13 protein-coding genes, 1 tRNA gene and 1 pseudogene are annotated in these 14,323 nt (G+C 33.5%); 6 read left to right on the top strand and 9 right to left on the bottom strand.

Going from position 1 to position 14,323, the window contains the following annotated elements; translation table 11 throughout:
- Window positions 1-5: 5 nt before the first annotated feature.
- The 3 genes from EKM00_RS13885 to EKM00_RS13875 form a co-directional block, all read right to left on the bottom strand.
- A complete protein-coding gene (locus EKM00_RS13885) occupies window positions 6-2,540 on the bottom strand; it encodes a TonB-dependent receptor (RefSeq protein ID WP_126516583.1) in 2,535 nt (844 codons plus the stop codon).
- A complete protein-coding gene (locus EKM00_RS13880; protein WP_126516582.1) occupies window positions 2,527-3,441 on the bottom strand; it encodes a FecR family protein in 915 nt (304 codons plus the stop codon). Before EKM00_RS13880 ends, EKM00_RS13885 begins: the two co-directional genes overlap by 14 nt.
- Before the next feature lie 62 nt (window positions 3,442-3,503).
- On the bottom strand, window positions 3,504-4,019 hold the full coding sequence (locus EKM00_RS13875) for an RNA polymerase sigma factor (protein WP_126454901.1): 516 nt from the start codon (window positions 4,017-4,019) through the stop codon (window positions 3,504-3,506).
- Between the two features lie 260 nt (window positions 4,020-4,279).
- Here EKM00_RS13875 and EKM00_RS13870 point away from each other — a divergent pair, with 260 nt between their 5' ends.
- The 3 genes from EKM00_RS13870 to EKM00_RS13860 all read left to right on the top strand — a co-directional run bounded on the left by EKM00_RS13870 (window position 4,280) and on the right by EKM00_RS13860 (window position 6,815).
- The gene (locus tag EKM00_RS13870) at window positions 4,280-5,323 is read left to right on the top strand and encodes a hypothetical protein (protein ID WP_126454903.1); all 1,044 of its coding nucleotides are present in this window, start codon (window positions 4,280-4,282) and stop codon (window positions 5,321-5,323) included.
- A 103-nt stretch (window positions 5,324-5,426) separates the two neighbouring features.
- Window positions 5,427-6,200 carry a membrane metalloprotease gene (locus tag EKM00_RS13865; RefSeq protein ID WP_126516581.1) on the top strand — a complete coding sequence of 258 codons (774 nt, stop codon included), beginning with the start codon at window positions 5,427-5,429 and terminating at the stop codon, window positions 6,198-6,200.
- A gap of 24 nt (window positions 6,201-6,224) precedes the next feature.
- Complete coding sequence (locus EKM00_RS13860) at window positions 6,225-6,815, top strand: porin family protein (RefSeq protein WP_126454907.1); 591 nt, start codon at window positions 6,225-6,227, stop codon at window positions 6,813-6,815.
- A 92-nt stretch (window positions 6,816-6,907) separates the two neighbouring features.
- Here the strand turns inward: EKM00_RS13860 and EKM00_RS13855 are convergent, their stop codons facing one another.
- On the bottom strand, window positions 6,908-7,810 hold the full coding sequence (locus EKM00_RS13855; RefSeq protein ID WP_126516580.1) for a hypothetical protein: 903 nt from the start codon (window positions 7,808-7,810) through the stop codon (window positions 6,908-6,910).
- Between the two features lie 10 nt (window positions 7,811-7,820).
- On the bottom strand, window positions 7,821-8,237 hold the full coding sequence (locus EKM00_RS13850) for a DM13 domain-containing protein (RefSeq protein WP_126454911.1): 417 nt from the start codon (window positions 8,235-8,237) through the stop codon (window positions 7,821-7,823).
- 167 nt (window positions 8,238-8,404) lie between these two features.
- Between EKM00_RS13850 and EKM00_RS13845 the strand changes: the two genes are divergently transcribed.
- Window positions 8,405-9,892, top strand: a complete 1,488-nt coding sequence (locus tag EKM00_RS13845; protein WP_126516579.1) for an aminotransferase class V-fold PLP-dependent enzyme — start codon at window positions 8,405-8,407, stop codon at window positions 9,890-9,892.
- Window positions 9,893-9,977: 85 nt separating this feature from the next.
- Here the strand turns inward: EKM00_RS13845 and EKM00_RS13840 are convergent, their stop codons facing one another.
- Entirely contained in the window at window positions 9,978-10,847 is an 870-nt protein-coding gene (locus tag EKM00_RS13840; protein ID WP_126516578.1) for a lysophospholipid acyltransferase family protein, read from the bottom strand.
- A 114-nt stretch (window positions 10,848-10,961) separates the two neighbouring features.
- On the opposite strand from EKM00_RS13840, the gene EKM00_RS13835 reads away from it, so the two are divergent.
- The gene (locus EKM00_RS13835; protein ID WP_126516577.1) at window positions 10,962-11,600 is read left to right on the top strand and encodes a rhomboid family intramembrane serine protease; all 639 of its coding nucleotides are present in this window, start codon (window positions 10,962-10,964) and stop codon (window positions 11,598-11,600) included.
- A gap of 50 nt (window positions 11,601-11,650) precedes the next feature.
- Window positions 11,651-12,337, top strand: coding sequence for an SIMPL domain-containing protein (locus EKM00_RS13830; protein WP_126454919.1), 687 nt, complete (start codon window positions 11,651-11,653; stop codon window positions 12,335-12,337).
- Window positions 12,338-12,453: 116 nt separating this feature from the next.
- On the opposite strand, the gene EKM00_RS13825 is transcribed toward EKM00_RS13830, so the two are convergent.
- The 3 genes and pseudogenes from EKM00_RS13825 to EKM00_RS13815 all read right to left on the bottom strand — a co-directional run bounded on the left by EKM00_RS13825 (window position 12,454) and on the right by EKM00_RS13815 (window position 13,887).
- Window positions 12,454-12,534 (bottom strand) — tRNA-Tyr (locus tag EKM00_RS13825).
- 174 nt (window positions 12,535-12,708) lie between these two features.
- Window positions 12,709-13,095, bottom strand: a pseudogene (locus EKM00_RS13820) (TlpA family protein disulfide reductase); the annotation flags it as partial.
- Between the two features lie 18 nt (window positions 13,096-13,113).
- A complete protein-coding gene (locus EKM00_RS13815; RefSeq protein WP_126454923.1) occupies window positions 13,114-13,887 on the bottom strand; it encodes a DUF4369 domain-containing protein in 774 nt (257 codons plus the stop codon).
- Window positions 13,888-14,323: the final 436 nt, after the last annotated feature.

The raw sequence follows: 14,323 nt of genomic DNA, 5'->3' as shown, positions 1-14,323 counted from the left end.
AATCCTTAAAAATTTACTCTGAAACTTATATTTGGCGTTAAGCCAAGTGACTTATTGTCTACTTGAATGGCATCATTAGTATCATTTGGATTGACTTTGTAATAGCGATTGATGACATTGTCCTGATTGGAGGCATTGATTACACCGGCTGTAAACGAAGCTTTAATTGATTCAGACAGGTTGAAATTATACTGTAAGGAAGCGTCTAAACGCATGAAATTATCTAAATTTTCATTGTTGGGGGAATCGTAGTTGACCATTGTGGCATTTCCGTCTTGTATGGTTTCATTTCCTGGAATGGGTTTTGTGTACGGTTGCCCGTTTCGCCATACTCCACCAACAGATACTTTTAGATTTTTGATTATATCATAATAAAACCCAATAGAAAAAGAATGTCTTATATCCGCAATATTAGGAAAAATAGAAGGCGTAAAAACAGCAAATTCATAATCATTGATGCTATAGGTGTAACTGAACCAAGCACTATATTTACGAGCTGTTTTATTGGCTAAAAACTCAATTCCTTTTGCTGTATAGCTGCCGTTGGCATTAATAAACTGAAAACTATTATAGAAACCCTGATTAGAAGCCGTTATACCCTTTACCAATTTATAAAATCCAGTAAGCTCAATATTTAATTTTTTTTGATTGAATTCGATTCCAAAAGAGCCTTGTTTACTTGTTGCAATTGGGATATCTTGATTGTTTACTAAAACCCAACGTCTTTTTTCAACACCAAGAAAATCATCTTCAAAATCAATTATTTGTGCTGTAGTTTGATTTTTAAATTCTCCTTCTAGTTTCAGAGCAAAAGTAGTTGATAATTTTTGTCGGATATTTATTCTTGGTTCAATCAAAAATTTATTAAATTTTTGAAAATAATTTACACGCATACCAACTCTAAAATAGGTGTTAGCGTTGTTGTATTCCGCTTCAGAAAACAGGGAGTGATTTAACAGCACATCCTTTTTGGTCCGTTCATATGACGGAGCACTAACGGTAGTTTCGTTTAACATTCCTGTTTCATTAAACTGGTACCCGGATAAAATGATTAGGTGCTTATTTACTTTATAATAGGTATTTAGTTTCACGCCAGTTTCCAGAACTTCATTGGTTTCTGTGAGTCGTTGGTCAGTTTCTACCCTATAATCAGTGGCGTCGATATTGTATTTTGAAAAATAAGTAATCAGGTTGGTACTCCATTTTGAGGTCCATTGTGCTTTCCAGTTTCCTCCGTAACCAATATTATTTTGAGAAAGGGTACTTGCTTTTGTTTCGGTATTGTTCGTAATAGCGTTGCTCTCAGAGTAGGCTAAAGCATTATTGATCCCAATAATATTGGCTCTAAACTGGTGTTTATCATTTAAATCAAAAAGTAATTTAGCGGTAAAATCGTAAAAGTAAAAATCAGAATTAGTATTCTTGTCCGAGCTATCGGCATTGATTTCGCTGTCCTGAAAACTTCTTTCAAAATAATTAGTATAAGTTGGTGTATCGAAAAGATCTGTGATAGAACGGCGTCCTGAGAGGTGAAGTTCTAGATCCTTAGCTAACGGAATGGCAAGAAATGCATCGGCACTGATGAGATTGACGCCGGCACCACCGGAAAATTTGTTCGTCACTACGTCTTTGGTTTGCATGTTAATGGTGCTGGAAACTCCATCACTGTACTCCGCACTAGTTCCGTTTTTGCTAACAGTCACTTTTTCGGTTAGATTTGGATTATAGGCAGAAATCAATCCGAAGAAATGACCGGAATGGTACATTTTGATATTATCCCAAATGACTAGGTTCTGATCGTTAGTCCCACCACGAACATTGATGTTTGCAATGCTTTCATTGGTACTTTCAATTCCGGGGAGTATTTGTATAGATTGTAAAATATCAGGTTCAATAAGTCCAGGAAGAATCCCAAATTTTTTTGTGTTTAAAACGGTACTACCGTCTAAAAACTTTTGCAAACCAGGGGTCAAATACACATTAATTAACACTTGGTTCAGCGTTTCGCTTTTTGCTGTAAGAGTAATTTCCAGACAATTAGTACCGGATAAAAACAGTTCTTTAGCAGGGACCTCTTTTATTTCATACCCTAAATAGGATAGCATAATTGTTGAATTCAGAGGTATATTTTGTAATTTAAAGGTGCCGTTTTCAGTCGTAACGGTGCTTCTGGAAGTGTTCTTTACCAGTACAGAAGCACCGGAAAGTGGCCTCTTATTCTCTTGGTCAAAGACAGTCCCGCAAACAGCTATTGTTTTATTGATGACTGAAACGGTTATGTACCGCTTGTCTAAAACTTTAAAATTCAGTACTGTTTTAGCATTAAGATAATCTATAACCTGAGGTAATGTGAGTGTAGTTTCAGGTTTTTCAATTGAAACAGCCGCTACATCTTCTACAGCATACGAAAATTTAATATTAAATTGTTTCTCTACAGAAAGGATAAGAGCCGTTAGTGGAATTTTTTTTGATGAATTTTGTCCATAGCATAAGCTCCCGAAACAAAGTAATAGCAAAATCAGTCCTTTATTTTTCATCATAATTATAAAATATAACGGTTTTCCCTTCCATTTTATAACTTAATTTAAGTGGAATTGTAATTGCCTGAAGGGCTATATTTTGATCTTTATGTGTAAAACTGCCTGTAAATAACTTAGTTGTATCCAGATTTTGTGTTTTAATTTTTAGATCATATTGACGCTCCAGTTCTGCAATAACCTGATTAAAAGGAACACGGTCAAAACTAGATTCTTCTTGAATCCACGAAGGGTTTTTTGTATTTAAGTCTTGAACTCCTTCTCTGGCATCATTTATAATTCGGAATGTTTTGCCAGGAGGCAATTTAACGATTTGATTTTTGTAGGACACGCTAACTAAGCCTTCATAGCAATTTACTTCAAAATATTTGTTCCGTTTTTTTACATTAAATTGTGTTCCTAAGACAGTAATAATTCCCGCATCTGTTCGCACACTAAAAGTTTGTCCTTTTTTGACTTTAAAAAAGGCTTCTCCGTCTAAAGTTAAATCTCTTTGATCAGCCCATTTTTTGTCGTTAAAAGTTATTTTTGAATCAGAATTTAAGATTACTTCAGAATCATCAGGAAGGTTAAAGGTTTTTGTTTGTGCTATTTGGGTCTCAAATGTCTGAATGTTATTAAAAAACAAAAAATAAGACGACGTCAATAAAACCACTAAAACTGCAGCTACTTTAAACACTGTTTTAAAATTTAGGGTTCTGACTTTTGTTTCCTTTTTAGACTGATTTCTAGCAGTAAATGCAGCAAAAGCTTCCTGAGCATCTACTTGTGGAGCTTCCATTTTAGAGGCATAATAAGCAATTTTCTCAAGTGTTTGCAAGTCATCAGATTGTTTTAAATCCTCAATTTCTGTACTTGAAAGTGCATCGTCCAACCATTTTAATATTTCTTTTTCGTTTTTCATTTTAATATCGCTATATGTATAAGACAACTAACTTTTAAATTACCCTACGGTAAAAGGGCCACTTATAGGTTTTCTATCTGGGATTTTAATAGTTGCAGTGCAGCCGACATTCTTTTTTCTACAGTTTTTTGAGAAATATCGAGTATTTCAGCAATTTCACGGTACTTTTTGCCATCGATTCGATTCATCAAAAACACTTCTCGTTGCGCTTCACTTAAGGATGCAATTGCTTTAGTAAGTTTTTGTTTGAACTCTTCTTCTTGAAATAAATATTCTGGATTTTGATTATTGGTGTCTAAATTTGGTGTTTCTTTCGCATACTGCAATACTACTTTGTGGTGTTTTATGGTATTCAGAAATAAATTTGATATCGTTGTAAATAAATAAGTCTTTACTTTACTGAAATCAATTTTGGCACAATTCTCCCAAATTTTAGTAAAAGCATCTTGAACTAAATCTAAAGCAGTATCAGTATTACCACATTTATAATAGGCAAAATTAGTTGCTGATTGTACTTGCTTTAAGTAAAAGTCTCTAAAGTGTTTTTCTTCGCAAAGTGTACTTTTTTGGTCGTCCATTTAAAAGGGATTCATTTATTGTAGATTGTAAATGTAATTTTTTTTTCAAAAAGCAGTCAGGTTAATTCGAATTGATTTTTACTTAAAAAAAATATAAAATCGTATAATGCTGTTGTATAGTTATTTATGAATTTTTTTGATAAAAATTTATATTTTTTTTTAAAAATAGAATAGGGTAAAACGGAATGTAGTTGTCTTACTAAAAGAAAGGTGTCAAAAACAGCGCCTCTACAAACAAAAATATATTAAATTTGAACGTTATGAAAAAATTAAAAACGATTACTGGAATAGCATTAATGACTCTATTCGGATTTGCATCTTGTCAAAGTGAAGTGGATAACGAGCAAGGACAAAATCCAAATACAAATGCGGCAAACTCAACTACAGCAAACAATCTGAAACGTACCTCTATGTATGACGGATCATCGGATGATTTTTTAGACGGCACCTCTTGTTCTTCTATTATCCTGCCAGCTTCAGCTAGAGTAAATGGAACGCAAGTTACTCTTTTTAGCCAAGTCAATTATCAACAAGTCATTTCTATCCTTGGACAGTATAATAATGATCAGGATTCTGTAGTATTACAATTTCCTTTAAAAGTTAAATTAAGTAATTATACAGAGGTTAATGTAAGTAACCAAACAGAGTATAATGCTATAATTAATGCTTGTTCCTCCGCACAATCATCTGGTCAGAATGCTATTTCGTCAGTAAATATTAGTTTTCCAATTACTATTTTGACCTATAATTTAAGTGTTCAACAAACGGGAAGCGTTGTTATCACATCCGAACAGCAATTATATACGTATATGACTAATATTAGTAGTACGGAATTGTTTTCAGTAAATTATCCAATGTCAGTTACAACCAGTGATGGTTCAAAAACTACAATTTCTAGTGATGCAGAATTGCAAGCTACTATTGTGGCGTCTCTTAAAACAGAAGCAACTAAAGACGAAGCAGCTCAAAATTCAAAAAAATTAGAAACCATTATGGTAAACGGCAAATTCAAAGTAGAATCATTTGTAAGTTCTGGAGTAAATTCAGCAACTAATTACAAAGATTTTACAATAGATTTTGCAAATGATTGGAGTGTAAAAGCGGTAAATAATTTAAATTCAACTGTAAATGGTACGTACGCTGTAAGCTCACAAATAGAAGTCTTTCTTAAATTAAATTTTACAAGTAACGCTTCTTTTAGCTTATTGAATAATGATTGGAAAGTAACTTCTTTTAATGCAACAACGATATCATTACAAAGTTCAACTAATGCAGCGGCGACATTAGTTTTGAAACAAATATAAATTAGACTTTTAAGTTGGGTTTAATTTTTTTAATTTCTCAAAAAACAGTTGTCTTTTTAGGCAGCTGTTTTTTAATAATAAACTTTAATATAAATAGATAATAATGAAAAAAGTACTTGTAATCCTGTGCGTAGGTTTTGCCTTATTGGTATCCTGTTCAAAAGAAAATGATGTAACAGAAGAAATTGAGACTGTTGATCCCATTACTAATAAACAGTCCACAGGTAGTTCTGCAAACGATTTATTATCAGATAAAAAGTTTAAAAGTATGGTTATTGAAGTGGTTTATGTTGCTGGTTTTCAGCCAACCAGTATAGCAATAAATAATTTTGTAGCTTTTCTGGAAGCACGAACGCATAAGCCCAATGGGATTAATATTGTATTGAGATCGATCCCGTCACCAGGGACTTCTCCGTATACCAATGAGGAAATTGTAGCAATTGAAGAAACAAACCGAACAAAATACAATACCTCAAATGAAATTGCCGTTTGGGCCTTTTTTGCAGATGGAGAATCAGCTAGAAATACAAGCAGCGGAGTTGTTTTAGGAACGGCGTATAGAAATACTTCATTTGTTATTTATGAACAAACAATTCATGGGTTAAGCAACAGCACTTTTAAACCCAGCAGAAGCGTATTAGAAACAACTGTCATAACACATGAATTTGGACATATTTTTGGCTTAACAAACTTAGGAACGGCACTGCAAAGCAACCATGAAGATGGGGAACACCCAAAGCATTGTAATATAAAAACGTGTTTAATGTTTTGGTCTGCAGAAACAGGTAGTGGTATTGGAGAGATGGTCTCAGGAGGTACAGCACCACAATTGGATGCACAATGTATTGCAGATCTAAGAGCTAACGGGGGAAAATAATAGGATACATTAAAAACACTATCGATGAAAAAACAAAAATTAATACTCGTGATGCTTTTTGGTATGACACTCGCTGTGAATGCCCAAAATAACTCGAATAATAAATCTTTTGGAGGAATAAAAGGAGGGTATAGTTTATCCTCAGTACAATTTGACGGAAATGCTGAAACAGCTCAACGTCATAGCTTTCATGTGGGGGTTTATGGAGAGTCGTTTATAAGCAATAGTTTTTCTGTTCAGCCAGAATTGTTGTATTCCCAACAAGGGTATGTAATTACGAATAGTAGCGGGACATTTACACAAAAGCTAAATTATATCAACCTGCCATTGATGCTTAAAGCCTATCCTTCTAGAAATTTCTTTTTAGAAGTGGGGCCTCAAATTGGATTGGCTGTTTCGCACAGAGAGGAGTTTAACAGTGGGTTTAGTTTATTTGATACTAATCAAGAATTTGAACCTAATAATTTTGACTGGGGAATCAATTTTGGAGCAGGTTTTAAAACGGATTCCGGAATAAGTTTAGGAGTACGCTATCACTTAGGCAAGGGCGATATCTATGAGGAAGGAAAAGCACAAAATCGAGTACTGCAGTTTTCGTTAGGATTTGATTTATAGAAAAAAAAACAAAAAATGCCCAATATCTATTGGGCATTTTTTGTTTTTTACTCTGAATAAATTTTACGAAAAGGGCTTTACGACAACCGTTTTTAGAACAAAACTTTGTAGATGAGTCCGGCAGTAAAACCTCTTGTAAGTCCATCGGGTCTTACTTCCCGAATTACAAAAGGGGTAGCCAATGATAATTCGATACTATTTTTAGCATTAATAGCATAGGAACCAATCAAATTTCCATTGATGGTGAGTCCATCAGAATTTTGTATGGTTTCTCTTTTTCCAAAAGCATTTTCGAAACTATCCTCGCCTAAATGATAAAGAAATAATACATTAGGTTTGAATGTAAATTTAGTATTAGCGGGCTGAATGGTGTAGGTAGTTCTAAATAGAGCATCTGATTTTCTTTCAAATAAATTAGTAGACGGGAAATCATCCGTATCTGAAAACTCCTTAAAATAAGAGTTTCTGTTATTATTAAAAACAGGAATCTGTATCCCGGTATTGAAATCCCATTTTTTATAAGTAAGATTCAAACCCAAAATAAGGTCAAAAGTTCCCAGACTGGATTGGTAGTCTAACGGAAGCGAAAATTCATTTATTTTTAGATTGGAACTCGTAAAAGGTATTTTAAAACCCATAAGAGTGCTCCATTTTGCGGTAGTTTTAGTTTTCCAGTTATAGTTGCCTATGAAATAGCCATCACCAAAAGCACCACGTTGTCCAAAACTGCCGTTTGCTACAGAATAAGTGATTTTAGAACTGAGTGAAAAGCGTTCGTTTATTGCTCTGGTGTAGGTAAGATAGGATGAAAAATAAGTTACATCTGCTTCTCCGGTGCCAAAAATATTTCCTATTTCGATACCGTTTTTGAAATCAGTTTTTGAGTTTTGAAAGCTGTTTCCTATCGAACAAATTCCTGCATCACTGCATCCTTGAGAATAAGAACTAAAGCCTGAAAACAACCCAACGAGTGCAATTATTATTGTTCTTTTCATAGATAGAAATTTAATTTTGAGACAATTGCGCTACTGCAAAAAGATGACTGTATTGCTGACAATGAATCAGCACATATTTATAATCACTAATTTTTACTTGAGGAGGAATTACATATACTGTTGAAGAGGTTAAATTTCCTAAATTCACAAAATCTGAAGGAGACGCGGTTTTAGATAGATATACTTTTAAATCCGGACCATTGGAAATACTAAAATTGTCCAAGCGCACTTCATTTTGATTCGTATTCAAATACACTTTGGCCGAACCAGAAACCTTAATACCCGATGTAGGCATAAAATCTCCATTAAATGCCGAGATACTATTTTCAGGAAGTGAGGCTTGTATAGCTGGATCACGCGTCAAATCTCCTTCCACTTCGCAGGAGAGCAGTAAAATAAATACGGGGAGTATAAAAATTTTTTTCATAATCAGGATTTGTTATTGATTATTCAAATGTACAAGGAATGAAAATTAAACTTTGTCGGCTACTTTACATTTAATAGAAGATTAAAAAAATAGAATTCAGTTTCCATAAACTGAAAATCTATTTTTCTATAAAAAAATAATATCTTTGAGCTTAAATCAGGAATTCTATGATAACTAAAGAAGTATCCACCCAATTAGAACAATATTTTCAACAGTTTCGTAAGAATATAATTGGAATTGATCAAGAATTTGAGTCACCTTACGGACCAAAAAAAATTATATACACGGATTGGACCGCCAGTGGTCGTTTGTATCGTCCTATTGAAGAAAAATTAATGAATGAGTTTGGCCCTTTTGTGGCCAATACGCATACTGAAACTACCGTTTCAGGAACTGCCATGACGAAAGCATACCATCAAGCACGCCATATTATCAAACACCATGTGCATGCGAGTAGTGATGATATTTTGATTACTGATGGAACAGGAATGACGGGTGTAGTCAATAAATTTCAACGAATTCTAGGTTTAAAAGTACCCGAAAACCTGAAAGATTTTATTACCATCCCTCCCGAAAAAAGACCAGTTGTTTTTATTTCTCACATGGAACACCATAGTAATCAAACTTCTTGGCTAGAAACTATTGCTGATGTTGTAGTAATTCCTTCTACCGAAGACGGATTGTTCAGTATGGAGAATTTAGAATTAGCATTGAAAAAGTACAAAGAGCGACCTTTCAAAATAGCGTCAATAACTTCTTGCTCAAACGTAACGGGAATTAAAACACCGTATCATGAAGTGGCAAAAAGAATGCATCAAAACAACGGACTTTGTTTTGTTGATTTTGCTTGTTCTGGACCATATGTAAAAATTGATATGCATCCGGAAGACATTGAAAGTCAATTGGATGCCATTTTTTTTTCGCCTCATAAATTTTTAGGAGGACCTGGAACCTCCGGAGTGTTAATTTTTAATAAAAAGCTATATCAAAATTTAATACCTGATAATCCTGGCGGAGGAACGGTAAGCTGGACCAATCCTTGGGGAGAGCACAAGTATATTGATAATATTGAAGATCGAGAAGATGGAGGAACTCCTGGCTTTCTTCAGGTTATAAAAATTGCACTGGCGGTTCAATTGAAAGAGCAAATGGGAATTGAGAATATCTTGAAGAGAGAACATGAAATTGTAGATTATATTTTCTCAGAGATAGGAGCGGTTTCTAATATTAAAATCCTTGCAGGGCAGCATCACGACAGGTTAGGGGTTATTTCTTTTTTTATAGAAGAATTACATTTTAATTTAGGGGTAAAGTTATTGAATGATAAATTTGGAATACAAACTCGTGGCGGGTGTAGTTGTGCCGGAACATACGGACATTTTTTATTGCATGTGGATCAGGAAACCTCACACAAATTAATTGACGAAATTACTCTGGGGGATTTAATCAGAAAACCAGGTTGGATCAGAATGTCTATTCATCCTACATCTACAAATGCTGAAATTGAATTTGTGTGTAACGCAATAAAAGCATTGGCTGAAAAGCATAAAATCTGGGCTTTGGATTATGATTATAATTCGGCCACAAATGAGTTTGTAAATAAAAACACACCTTATTTAGAAGATGAATTGGTAAAAAAATGGTTTTCTATATAAAAGTTGCTGTTTTAAGAAACTAAAAAAATCACATATAATAAACGCTATTGTTTCTAATGTGTGATTTTTTTCTGAATACGGATTACTACCGTTTGTGTTTCCATCGTTTATGAGTCCAGAAATAATATTGAGGAGCTTCCTGAATTTGTTTTTCTACTTCCCGTAAAAAAGTACTAGTGATTTCAAAATCGGGAATGGATTTTGGATCATCTGTTATAGGGACAAAAGTAGCCTCATAAAATCCTCTTTTTACTTTCTTTACTTTTACAAAAAGGACATTGAGATCGTACCGTTTGGCCAGCATTTCAGCACCGGTATGCACTGGTACTTCAATACCCATAAATGTATCCCAGTGAAAGGCTCTATCTAGTTTTGGAGATTGGTCACTGGCTAAGCCATACATGCATAATATTTCTTTTTGTTGATTTTCTGCCATCAACGGGATCGCTCTTTTCGTTTCGACTAATTCTGCATTGTATTTGGATCGAATATCTCGTAGTAATTTATCAAAGTATTTATTGGCAATTTTTTTATAAACGCCTATTCCTCTAAATATTGTTTTTTCATTCACAGATAATAACCATTCCCAACTTGCGTAATGGGAGGCTAATAATACAGCGCTTTTCCCTTTATCCTCATATTCTTTGACTAGTTCAATATTTGTAATTATAAATCTTCGGTTCATTTCAGTAGCTGAAATAGTCATGGTTTTTATCATTTCTAGGAACATATCACACAAATGATGATAGGATTTTTTTTCGACAATAAGACGCTCTCTGTAACTCAGATTAGGAAAAGTAAGGGCTAAATTTTCTCTAACTGTTTTTTTTCGATATCCTATAATATAATAAACAATCAAATAGATACAATCTGAAAACCAGTATAAAATCCGAAAAGGAAGAATAGAAATGACCCACAAAAAGGGAAAGATGAAGATAAAAATAAGAAATTGCATGCCGTGATTTTTTTGACAAATATAAGGCAAAAATATAGATTGATATAAATTTGGACCGCATACAAAATGGTATTTGAGAAAGACTATCTTTACAATTCACAATAAACATATTTTATGAATACCATTTTAATAGCAATAATTGTTGTAAATGTTTTGATTAGTTACAAAGGTTTTAATGACCTTTCTTTTTTTAGAAAATATGAATTCCATATTGGAAGTATTCGTACAGGCGAACAAATACGGCTGTTATCGTCTGGTTTTCTTCACGCAGATATGACTCATTTGATTTTTAATATGTTGACACTATGGTTTTTTGCCCCGGTAGTCATCAGTTATTTAGGGCGTTTTTCATTTATACTAGTGTATTTTGGAAGTTTAATTTTTGGAAGTTTATTGACGGTATTGTTTCATAAAAATGATTATGGGTATAGAGCTGTAGGTGCTTCTGGAGCCGTAACTGGAGTTTTATATTCGGCCATATTGTTACAGCCAGACATGATGTTGGGAATCTTTTTTATCATCCCAATGCCTGCTTATATCTTTGGAATCCTATATTTATTATATTCAATCTACGGAATGAAAGCTAAGAATGATAACATAGGTCATACCGCCCATTTTGGAGGCGCTGTTGGCGGTTATTTGATTACACTTGTCAACGAGCCACAGTTATTAGTGGATCATGCTTTTATGGCAGTTTTATTAGCCATTCCTATAATTATTCTGTTCGTAATGGCAAAAATGGGGAAATTATAATGGCACAACTTTTGAAAAGAAGATAACACAAACGATTAAATAATAAAAAAATGAAAAAAGCACTATTAATCTTGTCTATTTTATTTATTTCAGTGTCCTACGGGCAAGAAATCAAACAAGTTTCTCAAATAAGCGTAAGTGGCGAAGGAAAAGTAAAGGTTATTCCGGATCAAGCAAGTATAACGGTGACTGTTGAAACAAAAGGAAATAATGCCAAAGACGTCAAAAAGCAAAATGATCAAAAGATTGAAGCTGTGCTTAAGTTCATCAAAAAAATGAACTTGGCTCCTGCCGATTATAAAACGCAACGTGTTTCGTTGAACCCACAATACGATTACGAAAAAAAGAAACACAGCTATAATGCAACACAAACAATCGAAATTGTATTAAAGGATTTATCAAAATATGATGAATTGATGGAAGGTTTAGTTGACGAAGGGATTAATAGAATTGATACTGTTGTGTTTGAATCTTCTAAGTTGGCCCAATATCAATCTGAGGCTAGAAAATTAGCTATGAAAGAGGCTAAATTAAAAGCAGAAGACTATGTTTCAGTATTAGGGCAAAAAGTAGGACGTGCCATGATCATATCAGATAATTCACAAAATTATAGCCCACAACCAATGTATGCTGCCATGAAAATGGAAATGAGCGATACTAGCGATTCAAGACAAACGATGGCGATTGGCGAAATCAATATTACGGCTAATGTAATGGTAAGTTTTATTTTAGAATAAAAGAAGTTACAAGTATTAAAAAATTCCGTTCAAAACATCAATTTACTTGGGATTTTTTTGGATTAATTCTCAAAGTAGTATACAAAAAAAACTCTTCAATCGCTTGAAGAGTTTTGTGGGGAGAGCAGGATTCGAACCTGCGAAGTTTACACAGCAGATTTACAGTCTGCCCTCGTTGGCCGCTTGAGTATCTCCCCAAGACTCAATAAGAAGTGCTTATTGTGCTAACTGGATGCAAATATAAAAACTGTTTTCAAGTTTCCAAACTATATTAGTACTTAATTTTACTATTATTTTTAAAGCATTGGTATTGAATAAAATAAAAAAATCTCCACTAGGGAGATTTTTTTTATTTGTACGATATAAAATGTTTATTGTTCTAAAAGCTCAATTATTTTGGCTCTAAGTGCATCTCCTCTTAAATCTTTAGCCACAACATTTCCGGATGCATCCAGGATAAAAGTGGCAGGTATAGATTCTACTTTATACAAAGCAGCAATTGGTTCGTCCCAAAATTTCAAATTTGAAACCTGATTCCAGGTCAACTTGTCTTTAGCAATGGCTTCTTTCCAGGCTTTGGCATCTTTATCTAAAGAAACACCAATAATATTAAGACCCTTACTGTGTAACTCTTTATAAATTTCTACAACATTTGGATTTTCTTGACGACACGGCGCACACCATGAAGCCCAAAAATCAACTATTGTTACTTTTCCTAAACTTTCTTTCAGAGAAATTATTTTCCCTTGAGGATTAGGACCTGAAAAATCTGCTCTTCATTTACCATCAGTAGTTGGAGCAGTAGCTGGAGCGGTAGCGCCTACAGCAGCCGGTGCTTTCATTTCAGCTAGTCTGGTTTTGATAGCAATTCCAGGCTTTGTTTTTTTCAATGCTTCTTCTAAACTGTTGTATAACTTTTCAGATTTTGCAACATCAGCACTAGGATCGTTTAACATTCCTTGGATGATTAGCGCTGAAATAAAAGATTTAGGATGTGTTTCAGCATACGCTAAATACTTTGCTTTTGAAGCAATACCAACTTCTTCTTGAAGTTTAGAAAATTCCTGCATCAAATTATTGATCACAATGGTGTCCTTACTTTGTTGAGCAGCTTCCATTGCTTGCATGTTTTTGTTTTGGAAATCCATTAGTTTCTTTTGAACTTTAGTGATTTCCTCGTTGAAGGTTGCGTATTCGTCATTGTTATACGTTCCTGAAACTTTAGATTTTTGAATACTGTCTTTATTTATGGCAATCGTTACTTCTCCATTTTCTAATATGAAAGGTATTTTAGCCTGAGCCCCTTCTAATTGGATTGTATAAAACGATGGCTCTGTAATAATTCCTTTCATCTCAAATTTACCGTTTTCAACTTTTACGGTATCCTTAGCAATCAGTCCCATGCCATTTGCATCTTGTGTTTCTAAGATAATTGTTTTACCATTTTCAATTCCTGTTGCAGTCCCCGAAATGATGTATTCATCTTTGCCAACTTTGCTACAAGATAGTAAAACAACAGCAGCCGAAAGTAATAAAATTATTTTTTTCATTATTAATTAGTTAAGTTAAGAGTGCAAAAGTATTTAAATTTTTAATTGATATATAATTTTACAACCTAAATTTTTGTTATTATTTTTCATTATTAATTAGGATTTAGCATTTGTTTTACAAGTAGTTGTTTTACTTCAGGCTTTGTATATAAAACCTTTTAATAATGATGTATTTTGGGACAATCAATTTTTTTACAACTAAGAATTATAAAAAAAGCGAATAAATAAGATTTAAAACACTTTCTAGACGAGGTGTTTAGGTTTTGTAAGCAGGCGTTTGTGTATCGTTATTTCAGAACTAGACAAGATGAAAATAAAAAAGCATCCTTTTTTTTGAAGGATGCTTTTTTATTTTGGACTTGTCCCGTCCTGAAATAGCGATACACAAAAAGTATCCTAATGGAAAAACATGAAGAAACACGCTATGTGAAGCGGA

Source organism: Flavobacterium sp. RSP15 (assembly GCF_003968755.1).
Lineage (GTDB): Bacteria > Bacteroidota > Bacteroidia > Flavobacteriales > Flavobacteriaceae > Flavobacterium.
This window is presented reverse-complemented; position numbering and strand designations above follow the sequence as displayed.

Excerpts from the sequence above, each read along its gene's own strand:
- EKM00_RS13885 (WP_126516583.1), bottom strand. The coding sequence starts at position 2,540 with ATGATGAAAAATAAAGGACTGATTTTGCTATTACTTTGTTTCGGGAGC.
- EKM00_RS13830 (WP_126454919.1), top strand. The coding sequence starts at position 11,651 with ATGAAAAAAGCACTATTAATCTTGTCTATTTTATTTATTTCAGTGTCC.
- EKM00_RS13865 (WP_126516581.1), top strand. The coding sequence starts at position 5,427 with ATGAAAAAAGTACTTGTAATCCTGTGCGTAGGTTTTGCCTTATTGGTA.
- EKM00_RS13880 (WP_126516582.1), bottom strand. The coding sequence starts at position 3,441 with ATGAAAAACGAAAAAGAAATATTAAAATGGTTGGACGATGCACTTTCA.
- EKM00_RS13845 (WP_126516579.1), top strand. The coding sequence starts at position 8,405 with ATGATAACTAAAGAAGTATCCACCCAATTAGAACAATATTTTCAACAG.
- EKM00_RS13855 (WP_126516580.1), bottom strand. The coding sequence starts at position 7,810 with ATGAAAAGAACAATAATAATTGCACTCGTTGGGTTGTTTTCAGGCTTT.
- EKM00_RS13875 (WP_126454901.1), bottom strand. The coding sequence starts at position 4,019 with ATGGACGACCAAAAAAGTACACTTTGCGAAGAAAAACACTTTAGAGAC.
- EKM00_RS13860 (WP_126454907.1), top strand. The coding sequence starts at position 6,225 with ATGAAAAAACAAAAATTAATACTCGTGATGCTTTTTGGTATGACACTC.
- EKM00_RS13840 (WP_126516578.1), bottom strand. The coding sequence starts at position 10,847 with ATGCAATTTCTTATTTTTATCTTCATCTTTCCCTTTTTGTGGGTCATT.
- EKM00_RS13835 (WP_126516577.1), top strand. The coding sequence starts at position 10,962 with ATGAATACCATTTTAATAGCAATAATTGTTGTAAATGTTTTGATTAGT.
- EKM00_RS13850 (WP_126454911.1), bottom strand. The coding sequence starts at position 8,237 with ATGAAAAAAATTTTTATACTCCCCGTATTTATTTTACTGCTCTCCTGC.
- EKM00_RS13870 (WP_126454903.1), top strand. The coding sequence starts at position 4,280 with ATGAAAAAATTAAAAACGATTACTGGAATAGCATTAATGACTCTATTC.
- EKM00_RS13815 (WP_126454923.1), bottom strand. The coding sequence starts at position 13,887 with ATGAAAAAAATAATTTTATTACTTTCGGCTGCTGTTGTTTTACTATCT.